The 14568-nt window shown below is 34.6% G+C and carries 7 protein-coding genes; 6 read left to right on the forward strand and 1 reads right to left on the reverse strand.

All coding sequences use genetic code 11. The features are described 5' to 3' along the window. Positions 1 to 42 precede the first annotated feature (42 nt). The 6 genes from BN863_RS05260 (at position 43) to BN863_RS17940 (ending at position 13697) form a co-directional block, all read left to right on the forward strand. On the forward strand, positions 43 to 2808 hold the full coding sequence (locus BN863_RS05260; RefSeq protein ID WP_197539172.1) for a heparinase II/III family protein: 2766 nt from the start codon (positions 43 to 45) through the stop codon (positions 2806 to 2808). 3 nt (positions 2809 to 2811) lie between these two features. Beyond that, on the forward strand, positions 2812 to 4461 hold the full coding sequence (locus BN863_RS05265; protein WP_051774534.1) for a glycoside hydrolase family 172 protein: 1650 nt from the start codon (positions 2812 to 2814) through the stop codon (positions 4459 to 4461). A gap of 82 nt (positions 4462 to 4543) precedes the next feature. Continuing rightward, positions 4544 to 5695, forward strand: coding sequence for a putative glycoside hydrolase family 15 protein (locus tag BN863_RS05270; RefSeq protein ID WP_148304570.1), 1152 nt, complete (start codon positions 4544 to 4546; stop codon positions 5693 to 5695). Between the two features lie 60 nt (positions 5696 to 5755). Next, complete coding sequence (locus BN863_RS05275; RefSeq protein ID WP_038528218.1) at positions 5756 to 7240, forward strand: sulfatase-like hydrolase/transferase; 1485 nt, start codon at positions 5756 to 5758, stop codon at positions 7238 to 7240. Positions 7241 to 7721: 481 nt separating this feature from the next. Next, positions 7722 to 10172 (forward strand): leucine-rich repeat domain-containing protein, encoded by a 2451-nt coding sequence (locus BN863_RS17935; protein WP_051774538.1) that lies wholly within the window; start codon positions 7722 to 7724, stop codon positions 10170 to 10172. A 606-nt stretch (positions 10173 to 10778) separates the two neighbouring features. Further along, complete coding sequence (locus BN863_RS17940) at positions 10779 to 13697, forward strand: CBM96 family carbohydrate-binding protein (RefSeq protein WP_084817474.1); 2919 nt, start codon at positions 10779 to 10781, stop codon at positions 13695 to 13697. A gap of 139 nt (positions 13698 to 13836) precedes the next feature. Here BN863_RS17940 and BN863_RS05290 read toward each other — a convergent pair whose 3' ends face one another. Beyond that, entirely contained in the window at positions 13837 to 14289 is a 453-nt protein-coding gene (locus BN863_RS05290) for a ferritin-like domain-containing protein (RefSeq protein WP_038528220.1), read from the reverse strand. Positions 14290 to 14568: the final 279 nt, after the last annotated feature.

Here is a 14568-nt window from a genome sequence, read left to right on the forward strand (position 1 = left end):
CAACTAATGATATACAATAAACAAACGAACAAAAACATATTTATGGCACTTACTAAAATAAATTACAAACCTATAAAGACGGCTATATTTGCTTTGGTTTTAGGGTGTGTATGTACCACAATGAGTGGACAAAATCAAGACAAAATTCCATTACCAAGCCAGCTTGAACAAGGCTACCCGCGCATATATATATCACAGTCTGAAAAAAAGGATTTACAAAAAAACATTAAAAAAGAAGACTGGGCTGCCGAAGTGTTAAGCGGTTTGCATAATCGTATTGATACGCATGTAAAACGCCATGAAACAGATCCAGAATGGATGGTCTCTCGATTACAGATGTACTGGAAAACGAAATCTACAAATGTATATATAGACGGAATAAACTATTCGCACGCAGATGGTGAAGCTCCAGTGCCTACGGTTAAATTTGTAGGGTCTCGAGATTATACTACCCCTTACGGTACGCCTAAGTTAGAAGACGTAAAGCCCTATATGGATGATCCAAGAGGTTTGTGGTTACCTAATAAAAGTAAAGAAGGAAACCCGTTTGAATGGGCAGAAATATCGAAAACTGGACGTGTAATTTACTCCATTAATGAACAAATTATAGAACTTGGTCGCGATGCCGCGTTTATATATTGGTTAGAAAATAATCCGACTTATGCACAATTTGCTTACGATATTTTTCACACGTATATGGAAGGCATGTCGTACCGAAGCGAACCTATAGATTTATTAAATGGTCACATTCAAACCCTAGTCGGATTTACTAATTTTCAAGTGATTCATGAAAATGTATTAATTGATATTGCAGAACTTTACGATTTTTTACATCCGTACATAGAAGCCAATCATGCTAAAAATATAGCGATGTACGATATAACAATAAAGCGTTGGATTGATCAGATTATTAAGAACGGAGTGCCTCAAAATAATTGGAATTTACATCAAGCTAAAATTATTTTAAAAGCGGCGATGGTATTACAGGATAATAAAAATTACGACGATAAAAAAGGACGTGAATATTATATCGATTACATTTTAAACGTAACCTCTACACGCCAATGGTCACTTAACAAATTTATGGATTACGGTTACGATAAAAGTAATGGTGTTTGGGCAGAATGTCCAGGGTATTCTATGGGAGTGACTAAGGATTTAACGCATTTTATTGAAGATTTTAATAACACCTTCGATCATAATATTTTACCGTATACGCCAGTTATGGAAACGGCAGTAAAAATGTTACCTCAATATTTGTTCCCTAACGGACAAACAGTTGCTTTTGGTGATAGTTATTATGGTACTTTAAATCCTGATGCTTTTGATGATATGATTCGTATTGCTCAAAAAACGGGTGATAAAGAGATGGAAAAAGACTTTACTGGTTTGTATAAGTTATTTTCGGAAGACTCTAAAGATGGTAGAGTGCGACAACCTAGAGCAAACATAAGTTCATTTTTTGCAAGTAAACCTTTAGAGCTTAATCCGAAGTTTGAAAAAGCAAATCTAGAAGATTATGTCACTCAAACATTTTATGCACCTAATGTAAGTTGGCACGTACAGCGTATGGGAACAGGAGATAACGGAATGATGGTATCTTTAAATGGCTCACTTGGTAACCATATGCATGCAAATGGTATTAATATGGAATTGTATGGAAAAGGATTCGTGCAAGGAGCAGATCCAGGTAAAGGCGCTGGGTATTTACAACCTTTGTATTTAGAGTATTATTCGCAGTTTCCTGCACATAATACAGTAATGGTAGATGGGGTGTCGTCCTATACCGAAATGTTAAGTTATCATGCTTTTCAGTTACAAGGTGAATATCCTAAGTCAGAACAAAAAAAAGGATACTATAAAGACATTACGTATTCTGATGTATATTTCTTAGAGCCAGAAACGCAAAGCGATCAAACACGATTGGTAAGTATTGTAAAAACAGGTGAAGAAACAGGATATTACATCGATGTGTTCCGATCTAAAAAGCAACGTCAAGACGATAAATTTCATGACTATTTCTATCATAATTTAGGACAAAGCATGTCAATAATGGATACAAAAGGTAATCCGTTGCCACTTCAACCAAGTGATGAAATGGGATTCGCCGGCGGACATTTATACGCGTTAGATTATATGTGGGATAAACAATCTATGAAGTTAGATGATGATTATCAAGCAGAATGGAAAATAGATATGGCCGATGGTGAAGACGATGTTTTTATGAATTTATGGATGAAAGGAACTGAAGGTCGAGAAGTGTTTTCAATTAAATCACCTGCTAACAAAGCATTTAAAGGCAATAAAGGTTTACCTTATGATGTAGATAAATCGCCGTATTTAACTATTGCAGCCAGACAACACGGCGCTGCTTGGGAGCATCCTTTTGTTTCTGTTTACGAACCGTTTACTTCTGCTAAAGGAAAAAGTATTTCATCAATTTCAAGTTTTGAAGATGAACTTGGCAATACGGAATTTGTAGGATTAAATATCACGCATAAATCAGGAAGAAAAGATGTGGTGTTTTCATCTGCGAATCATAAAAATGTAATTTATAACGACATGGAAACAGATGCTACCTATACGCTAGTATCTCAAGAAAAGCATGGAGATTGGGTCGTGTTTATTGGAAACGGAAAACAAGTAAAAGCAAATGGATATACTGTGTCCGCAACAGAAGTAGGTAATGTTGTACTAGAATTTAAAAATGGAGAATTACTATTAAATAACGAAGTTCCTGTAACCATCACTTATAATAATTCTGAAAAGACGTTTACCGTAGGCGAATTACGTAATATTAAATTATAAATTATGAGCAAACAAATAGTATATTATCTTATTGCCTTCTGTTTTAGTACACTACTTACTGCTCAAGAAAAACAAGAAGTTTCTATAGAATCTTTATTGTATGAAATGGTAGATCGCGATGCTATTGCACGTTATCCTGACAAGAATTTCAGGTTAAATCAGGCCAGTAGTTACAACCGAGCCTCTAAAACGGTTGAAGATTCTGTGGGTTGGTTTACAAATCATGATTTCAATAAAGCAGAAACCGATCATAATTTTATTAGAACAGAAGAAACTGATGGTGAAAAAGAATGGGTGCTTATGGAGCATTTTGGTCCGGGAGCTATTGTTCGTGTATGGTCACCTTGGTTAGAACAAACCGAACCTGGTAGCGATGTTATTATCCGTATTTATTTAGACGGAAACCCAGAACCGGTAATAGAAGGAAATATGATTACGCTTTTTGATGGTACTGGACTTATTCCAACTCCATTTGCGCATCCGTCTTTGCGTTCTGGAGTGTCATTTTTTCCAATTCCCTATGCCAAAGGATGTAAAATTACAGCTTTAAAACAGCCTTTCTTTTTTCAATATACCTATCGCGCTTATGATGACGGTACAGCTGTTAAAACCTTTACTATGGAAGATTTTAATAAAACAAAACCACTTACAGCACAAATAGGAAAGGAACTAAATAATCCGAAAAATACTAAAGAAGGCAAACGAATTGCTATAGATAAAAAAATAAAATCGAATAAGGAAGAATCTGTGAGTTTACCACAAGGCATGGGTGCGGTGCGATCTTTGAAATTGAAATTAGGCGATTATAAAGATCCAGCCATAACACGTTCTGTAATTTTAAAAATGGAATTTGACGGACAAGAAACAGTGTGGAGTCCGATTGGCGATTTTTTTGGCACAGGAATTGGTTTAAATCCAGTGCAAGGTTGGTATCAAACGGTTGAAGAAGATGGTACAATGTCTTGTCGTTGGGTGATGCCTTATCAAAAATCAGGAAAAATAACGGTACTTAATTTAGGAAAGAAAACAATAGATGTTCAGCTAGAAGCTACTGTAGGCGATTGGAACTGGGACTCAGAGAGTATGTATTTTAATGCCGCATGGCGCGGACAATATCCAGTGCCAACACGACCTTTTTCCGATTGGAATTATGTGACGCTAAAAGGACGTGGTGTTTATGTAGGTGATGCTTTAACAGTAATGAATCCCGTAAGAAGATGGTGGGGTGAAGGAGATGAGAAAATTTGGGTAGATGGCGAAGATTTCCCTTCTATTTTTGGAACAGGAACAGAAGATTATTATGCATATTCTTGGGGAGGACGCAGTACCGAATTTTATGAACATCCGTTTCATGCACAGCCACGATCGTATAAATATAATAAGTTAAACCCAAAAACAGCTAACGAGAAAAACTCTTCGGGTTATAGTACCGAAACACGAACACGAGCTTTAGATGGAATGCCTTTTGAGCGTTCATTACAATTAGATATGGAAGTATGGAGTGGTACCGATTGCGATATGGGGTATGGTGTAGGAGTATACTGGTACGGCGATGCGAATACCACATCTAATAGGACTCCAGATCCTAAAGGCGTGCTAGAGCTTCCTCCATTACCAAAAGGATTTCCAGACAATTTAGAGAAGAATAAATAAATAGGTTATAAATAAAAGTATCTTGAAAAAAACAGTTCTATTTAGAATGCAAATGATAATAACATTAAGTCTTATATGTATAATGACTTTGTGTTCTTATGCACAAGAATATGATACTTTTAAAGTGAATGATGGTACTATGTTTAAAGCAAAGTCATTTTTTCCTAAATTTAGTTGGGATGTTACTCCTATGTACTATCATTTTGGAGATATAGACCGTGTGTTAAAATCTGATGAGGTTGAGTTTATTTCAGAACGTACAAATTTTATTTGTATAGAAAAATCGCATGCATACAATCAGCTTGGAGATCAGGTATTAGGAACAAAACATGAAGTAGAAGCGTTTCATGATATAAAACCAGAGACTAAAGTGTTATTTTATTATAATTCCTATTTGGCATGGCCTTACTCTAGGTTTAATAAAGAATTTACTCCAGAAGGAATTGCTAATAATCCAGAATTGGCTAAATTTTTATTTGTCGACCCAAAGACTGGAAAATTAAGGCAAAAAACCAAACCCGATTTTTCATACTATTTTGATGCATTAAACCCAGATTTTCGTGAATTTTGGGTTGCGTCTGCTGTTCAAGGTATGAGAATCTCAGGAGCAGATGGTATTTTTATTGATCGGATGAATGTGGGCTTAAATTCAGATTATCCTAACGACAAGATTGTTGAAATAGCAAAAGCTAAAGGAGAAATGATGTCTGAACTAAAAAAACAAATGGGACCAGATAAAATTTTAGTTGGCAATAATGCAGCACAAACCGAAGAGGTTTACCCGTATTGCGATGCTATCTTTTTTGAACACTATAACAGCAGTGTAACTAATAAGGAAAATCTACTAGAAGAATGGAACGATATGTCTAGAATTGCTAAAGATGGTAAAATTTCTATTTACCGTTTTGGAGCTAAAGGAAAGAAAAAAATCGATATAACCCTTGGAGCTACCGACACAGAAGGTATGGAACAAAGGTCTAAAGATCAATTAGAATATTTTCATGCTTGTTTCCTTATAGGGACACAACCCTATTCGTATTTTCAGTGGAATTGGGGATGGAATTTAGAAGATGGAAATTTAGTAGATTATCCGGCACTACAAAGACCATTAGGAGAACCTAAAGGTCAGTTTAAAAGAGAAACACCAAACCAATGGATTTTTACTCGAACATTCGAACATGCCAGTGTTTGGGTAAATACCGAAACTAAAAAAGCTAAGATTACTTGGCATTAAATACATATTTAAATCAAATCAGTTTTCAATATTTAAAACAAATTAAAATTAACTATACGAATGAAATTAATTAAAATTTTAGTAATTACATGTTTTGCAACTTTTGTGAGTTGTAAAGACAATAAAACGACGACAGAACCAGCTACAGCTGAAGTTCAAAAACGACCAAACTTCTTATTTGTGTTGGTCGATGACCAATCGCCTTTAGACTTACAAGTCTATAATGCAAAATCTATTTTAGAAACTCCTAATATCAGTAAATTAGCAGAAGAAGGAGTTGTGTTTGAAGACGCCCGACACATGGGGTCTATGAATGGAGCCGTATGTACACCTTCCCGACATATGATTATGAGTGGGCGAACTGTATGGCATTTACCGCCAAGTGCAGAATTTCAAAAACAAATAGATCCCCACGAAATAGACGAACAAACTATTGGAGCTGTATTTAATCGCGCAGGTTATAAAACCATGCGTACCTGTAAAGAAGGGAATTCATATCCTGGTGCAAACCGTCAATTTACAGTTGTACGTGATGCTACAAAAAGAGGGGGAACAGAAGAAAGTGGAAGCGCATGGCACTCTAAGCAAGTTTTAGAGTATTTACATGATCGTGAAACGGGTAAAGAGCAAGATCCATTTTTTATCTATTTCGGATTTTCTCACCCGCATGATACTCGTAATGGTACTCCAGAATTGTTAGAAAAATATGGTGCAATCAATCATAAAGATAAAAACAGTTTACCACCATTAAACGAAAAACAACCACAATTACCAGAGAACTATTTAGAGGCACATCCGTTTTTTCATGGGCACCCTGAACTTAGAGATGAAGAACGTGTTAGCGGTGTTTGGAAAAATAGAGATGAAAATACAATACGCAACGAGTTGGGGCGTGAGTTTGCATGTTCAGAAAATATAGATATTCAATTAGGAAAAGTATTAAAACAACTTGAAAAAACAGGTGAGTTAGATAACACGTATATTATTTATACTTCAGATCATGGTATGGCTATCGGAAGACATGGTTTACAAGGAAAACAAAATTTATACGAACACACATGGCGTGTACCATTTATTGTAAAAGGGCCAGGTTTAAATACTGGAAAGCGTGTAACCGGGAATATGTATTTATTAGATGTATTACCAACGTTATGCGATTTGGCTGGAATAGAAATTCCTAAAACTGTAGAAGGAAAAAGTTTGGTGCCTTTATTAAAAGGAGAACAAGATGTAGTTAGAGATGTCATGTATGGTGTTTATGCGGGAGGAACAAAACCTGGGATTCGTGCTGTAAAGAAAGGAGACTGGAAACTAATTAAATACGATACTATGGATGGTACAATTCATGAAACGCAATTATTTAATTTAGCAGAAAACCCATTTGAGTATGTTGCAGAACATAAAAAAACAGGAGAAATGCAAACTGATTTAGCTGAAAATCCAAAATACGCCGATAAGTTAGTCGAAATGGAAGCTTTGTTATTATCAGAAATGGAAGCACACGACGATCCATATAGACTCTGGAATCAATCACAAATTGATTAAATAAGAGTCAATTTGAAATCATATAAAGGGATTCTGAACACGTTTTAGAATCCCTTTTTTTATAGATATTAAAAAGATAGTTCTATGATTTGGACATTTTGTAGAGTAAATCTTAAGTTGAAAACATATCATGTTTTTCAAAAAGCAGTAAATCGTTTGTAAGTCGATTTGCTGCTTTTTTTGTGTAATACGAATTTGATTTTAGGTTAAATAATTAGTAATGAGACGTTAAATTTATGAATTAGTAGCCACTCAAATTATGAGCAATTATAGTGATTTTGAATAGGTTATGCTTTGATTATTTAATCTTTGTTTTTTTTGTAAAATTAGATTTAGATCATATATATATTGCTATATACTTAATAATACTAGTGCTTTATTGTTAAAATGGGTGTTTTTTTATAGGGTTTGGATTATAAATTATAGATAATCAAGGTGTTTTTTTGTCACTTTAGTGTTATAACTATAAACCAAAATAATTATGAGAAAATTATTACCCCAGATTGATTTAAATAAAACGATGTTTACGTTTAAAAACATGTTTTTTGCTTTATCGTTTGTATTGGCTTCGGCTAATATTTCTGCACAAATAGCAGTAACTGTGTCTAGTGTTGCTGATCTTGCCGAAGCAGCAGCTAATTCAGATCAAATTGTTACGATGGAAGAAGGAGTATATAAAATGGAAGATTACCTAACTCCTACAGTAATTAGTAATTCTATTCCAGATGCCAATGGACGGCATAGTATGATATTATTTAGCGGAAATAATAATACGTTTGATTTAACAGGCGTTACTATTGAGGTAAATACAGAGCTTTTAAATGATTATGGTTCTCGTTGTATAGAATTTTATGTAACAGGAAATAATATTAATATTAAAGGTTTAACCATCAGCGATATTGGAGATGCTGCACCTTCAAGCCCAGGAATGCAATCTGTTACTGTGGCAGGTGAAAACAATACCATCGAGGATGTTACAATAAATACTAGAGGGTCTTATCCGTATGGTTATGGTGACTTATTGGGTAAAGGAGATGGTAATTTAGTCACATTAAGAAAGCATAGTGGTTTACTTGTTGAAGGCTTAAATATCAATATTCTTCGTTGCTCTATTTATTCAGAGACATTCGGACATCTATTTTTTATTCAAGGAGGAAGAAATGTACTTTTTCAAGATTGTTATGCAGAAGCACTTACAAGAACAACAGATGAGATGTTAGCTGAAACTTCGGGACCTGCTTTCGATAATGACTTTGCGGCGGTTTATGGTAATTACAATGGGGATAAAGTTATAACTCCAGGGTATACCAAATCGTTAAGTGAAGGTGGTTATCGTACTTATGGTAGCGGCGGAGTAGATGGTCATACCACAGGAGATATTACGTTTATAAATTGTGTAGCTAAAAATACGCGTATTGGTTTTGCTACAGAAGTTGGTGGTACCATATTACTTGAAAATTGTGAAGCTACAGGTTGTGAAGCAGGTTACAATGTTCAGAATGTAACTATTAAGAATAGCCGTGGTGATGCAGTAAATGGACCATTGTTATATTTAAGTGGAGATGATTCTGAAGTCGAATTAGAATTAATGCCTTCATTACCTACTACTACGTTACATGCTCTTGCAACTATTGCAGGCTCTAATAATAAAGTAACATTTACAAAATGGGGAGATAACACTAGAACAGAGGAGCATAAAATTATTTTAGGAGCTATAAGACCATCTGGAGCCAATCCATTCTCTCCACTTGGTGCAGATACTACGGTAGGAATTACGTTAGATAATACTACAGATATGCCCGTAGAAATTCTTCCAACAACAACAGGGAGTACAATTAATACAACAGGTAGCGTTATTAATAATAGTACAGGAAACACTATTAACGCAGAAGGAGGTATAGAAGACCAGAATTTTGACGATGGTGTGTTTACCTATAATATATTAGGAACTACTCCTAATGAATGTCAAGTTACAGGCTTTGTTTCTGGTCAAGAAATTGCAAATGCAGAGATACCTGAGACTGCGACAAATAATTCGGTTTCATATAATGTTGTGGCTGTTGGTGAAAATGCTTTCAACGGTAACACAACTATTACAAGTGTAACACTTCCAAATACAGTAACAATAATAGAATCAACTGCATTTGGTGATTGTAGTAATTTAGGCACTATTAATCTGGCGAATATAGAAACCTACGGAAACAATAGTTTTAGCAATTGTTCCTCTTTAGCATTAGCGCCTTTAGATTTAACGAACGCAGTAAGTATGGGGAATTATACCTTTATTAATTGTGCATCGATCACTTCTGTAGTTGTTCCTGGAACTTTAACTTTAGGAGTGGGAACCCTTAGAGGTACAGGTATTACATCTTTTACTATACCTAGTGAATGGACAGTTATTCCAGACCAAATGATTAGAGATTGTAAATCAGTAACCTCAATTAATATTCCTAGTACAGTAACAACTATGGGTGTTGCCGCTTTTAGAGGATGTACTGGCATAACAGAAATGCAAGTTAATTGGACGACTTCTGATGATATTGCAGATGCGACAGTTAATAACTTATTTAATGGTTTAACCTTAAGTGATATAAACTTATTTGTACCAACAGGTACAGAAACACTTTATGAGGCTGCAGCTGTGTGGACTAACTTTAACATAGCTCAAGGAACCTTAAGTGTCGATAAAGTAGAAAAAGATTTAGGTTTTAGTATCTATCCAAATCCGGTAAACGATATCATTTTTATAAAAAATAGTCAAATAAGAGAATTTGATATTACGGTATTTGATTTAAACGGTAGAGTTTTATTGTATAAAAGCGTAAGTACTACAGAGACTAATATAGATGTGTCTAGTTTAGCTACGGGACTGTATTTAATTAAAGTTAAAAGTGGAGTGAGTGAGTTTACTCAACGTATTTTAAAACAATAAGTTTTTAGTAGTTAGAATTAAATTTTTTAAGAATAAGAAAGCAGTAAATTGTTTGTAAGCCGATTGCTGCTTTTTTTTGTGTAATACGAATTTGGATTGTCGTGTAAATTATTAATAATAAAATATTGATATTAATAAAATAGTAAAAAGGCATTATTCTCTAAAATGACTTATAAGTTATATCTAAAGAACTATAATTTATAATCATTCTACTCATATTATGATAATATTACATTGCGATAAGTATTCTATATCAATAGGTTACTTGTTTTAATTGATGTTTCAAGTCTTAAAATTAGAACCATTTTAATAGCAGTCTTTAACTAATAGTAAACTACCATATATGAGAAATTATTACACTTTTAAGCGTGTGTTTAAATAGCCATAAACAATGTAGCCGCTAATAGCGAGATAGATAGTGTTAACCTATCAAATTTTCAATTTAAAACATTCAAAATGATTAAGTATTAAACCCTGCTCATTTCAACATAAAGATATTCATACAACTCATCGTAAATTTTAGAAACCATAATGAGTTGTATTAAACCTAAAATGTCTTACAATAGTTGTAAGTCATTCATTTTTTAACAAATTAACTTAAGTATTATGAGAAAAAACTTTATTAGACTGGACATAACCAATCCATCTTTTTTTAAGAAAAAACTTTGTTGTATACTCCTTCTGTTTTTAGGCGTATATACTGTGCAAGCACAATTTGTGCATCCCGGAATTACGCATAAGAAATCCGACTTAGACAGAATGAAAGACATGGTAAGGGCCCAAGTAGATCCTTGGTATACATCTTACCAAGAAATGGTTATTGATTCAAAATCGAGTTACGATTATGTCGTGCAAGGAGATCCTTCATTTACGGAATTAGGAAGAGATTCAGGAGTGAATTATGGCGCATGGAATAGCGATATTCGTGCGGCCTACTATAATGCTTTAAGATGGTATATAGAAGGCGATAGTAGACATGCCGATAAAGCCGTAGAAATTTTTAAAGCTTGGTCTAATCTAACTTCTGTTACCAGTGGAGGAACAGAAGCATTAAGTGGAGGTATTGCCTACATTATGATTGAAGCCGCCGAAATTATTAATAGCACCTATTCTGGATGGAGCGAAAGCGATGTGCAAGCGTTTAAAGACATGTTGGTGTATCCAGGATATTCTACAACCACAGTACCAGACGATATAAGAAGCAATACTACATTTTATTGGAGTTCGTATTTAGGAGATCCTGTGCGTCATGGAAACCAGGGTTTATCGGGATGGAGAACCATCTTAGCTATGGGAATATTTTTAGATAATGAGATTATGTACGATCGTGCACTACGCTATGTGCAAGGACTACCTCACCGTGCAGACGATTTACCTTATCCTGCAGGACCTAATACTAGTAATGCAGTAACGTCATCTAATGATTATGCAGATACATATAGTATAACAAGAGGTTATGATGAAGAAGATTATGGCTATAATGAAGTAATGACAAACTATATATGGGATAATGGTCAGTGTCAAGAAAGTTCACGCGATCAGCAACACACCATGTTTGGTATGGGCTTATTAACATCTATGGCAGAAATGGCATGGAATCAAGGCGATGATTTGTATAGTTTTACTAACGACAGATTGTTACTTGGGTTAGAATATAATATGAAGTATAATGTATCTGCAATAGAGTCGTACGACGATCAGACTACACCATGGGTGCCAACGGTAAGCTCGGGAGAATTTAGAGAAGGATTCGATAGAACAGGACGCTGGTATTCTAAAGCGATTAGTCCAGATGGAGCTGGTGATTTTCCAGGGGTACGCCCAGTTTTCGAAATGCCGGTAGCGCATTATTACGGACGTGGATTTAAAACCGAAGAGGACGTAAAATGGATTACGCGTGCAAGAGATAAAGCCATCGAATTATCGAGTTACGAGGCCGCAGGATGGACCAACGATGCTTTAGGTTGGGGAGCTTTAACAGCACGACGACCAATGTTATGCTACGGAGATCCTATAGTTGGTTTTGATGCTTCAGGTTTACCTATGTATGCTATGCATGATATTTCAAATCCTATTGAAGCTGAAAATTTCGATTATGATCCTATTAAAAAAGGAGAAGGTAGAGTATATCATGATCTTAGTGCTACAAATACTGGAGGTGCATATAGAACATTTGATGGTGTAGATGTAGAAGAATTGGGAGATGATAATTTTAGTGTTACAAGCATAGAGTCGGGCGAATGGTTAACCTATACCATTTCTGTTCCTGAGACTGGATTGTACAGTGTTGCTGTAAATTATGCCGCGAGTCAAGCAGACGGAACTATGAAATTAACTTTTGGAGGTGAAGATAAAACAGACGCTATTGTAATGCCGTTTGGATCGCCAAATTCTACAGGAGATTCAGATTGGAAGTCATTTACAGTTGCAGAAGACATCTTACTTGAAAAAGGCGTGCAAAGTCTGAAAATTTCATTTGGAGGTACTTCAGAAGCTTTTAAATTAGATCATTTTACAATCACTCAAACCGGTACGGTAAAGGAAAATCAAGAGATTCAATTCTTCACGTTACCGTATAAAGTTGTAGGAAGCGAAGATTTCGATCCTATGGCAACTTCTAGTTCAAATTTAGCTGTAAGTTATACAAGTTCTAATGAATCTGTAGCAACAATTGTAGATGGTAAAGTTCAACTTGTAGGTGTCGGAACGACTACAATCTCGGCTATTCAAGAAGGCAATGATGTGTTTAATCCTGCTCCAGAAGTAACTCAAGAATTAAACGTAGTAAGCCAGATTGGTGGGACTATGAATGTAATTGTAGATGCAGACGCCTATGTACACGAAGGAAAAGCAAATGATAATTTTGGAGCTGTAACAAGCATGGTAACCAAAGTGGATGCGCGTTATGTGTATTTAAAATTTGATTTAAGTGCAGTGCCAGGTCCTATTGTTTCTGCAAAATTAAGAATGTATCAACGTACACGATACGAGGATATTCGTGTGATTTATGATGTGGAAGATGACAGTTGGGTAGAATCTGAAATCACCTGGAATAACAAACCAAGTTTCGAGAATGAACGCTCTAGCGTAACGACTATTGCATCAACTTGGAGTGAATGGGATGCATCGTCTTATGTAGCTCAAGAATTTAACGACGATAAAATCATTTCTATGGCTGTAAAAGATCCTGCTAATAGTGGAATTGGTATAGATTGGTATAGTAAAGAATTCGAAGATAATTTACCACCTCAATTGGTGATAGAATATTACGATGAATCTTTAAGTATTGATACTAATGAAAGAGTAGTGGCGTTATATCCGAATCCTGTAACAGATCAGTTTACCATTTCTAAAGCTGCAGGTGCAAACATGACTATTTATGATGTTATGGGGAAATTAGTCCTTCAGAAACACATAGAAAATAACAAGGAAGCTGTAGATGTTAGTCAGTTTAACAACGGCATCTATTTTGTACGTGTAAATAACAATGGGGTATTATCTACTAAAAAACTGATTAAGAACTAGTATAATACATAGTTTAAAGAACAGAACACATCATGTTCAGTTCTTTATTAAATGAAATCTAATTATTATAAAAAATCGACCTTAATTCTTACTAGAATTAAGGTCGATTAATGTTTATACATTTTGTATTTTAATAAGTTTAAGATCTAATGTCTGAAGCTGTTTTAATTTTTTCTAATCCACTTTCAATAGTGTGCTTCTGAGATTCCAAAATGTTTTTTGTACTTAATGGTAGTTCCGTTTCGTTAATAATATCTTGATATTCTTCTAAAGCGGCTTTTTCGCCACGTATAGCTTCTTCAAGCATGGCATCTTCATTATCCGATGTAAATAACGATTTTATATCCATCCATGTTCTGTGGGCTTGCCCTGTAAAACTTCCACCTTTATCTATCTCTTGTCCGTAAGCGGCTAATTCTTGTTTTAATTCATGTCCGAAAGTTAAACGCTCTTGAGATTTTCTTTTAAAGTAATTCTTATAAGGAGTTTCTTTAACGTGTTCTGCTGCTTTAGAAAACCCTTTTTCTGCATCATAGGTTTTTTCTAATAATGCGTTTAGTTTTTTCCCAATATTATCTGTGTACGTTTTCATAATTTAATTTTTTTGATTAATACTTAATAATGAACATGGTTAATTGCGTTCATCTGGAGTCAAAATTACAGGAAGTCTGAGTTTTCAATTATTCCAATCAAATTAAAAATTAGCGTAAAAACATGTATAAGCTATAATGTAAAGTTCACAATGTAAAAGATATTATTTTTCTTATTTCACTAAAAAGAATGCGGCTTTGAATATTGAAAAATTGAAGTTGTGTTTAACCGTTTGTACTACTTAAAAATCATTTTAAAAAAAGGAGTCTTAAAAATGAGG

Source organism: Formosa agariphila KMM 3901, assembly GCF_000723205.1.
Lineage (GTDB): Bacteria > Bacteroidota > Bacteroidia > Flavobacteriales > Flavobacteriaceae > Formosa > Formosa agariphila.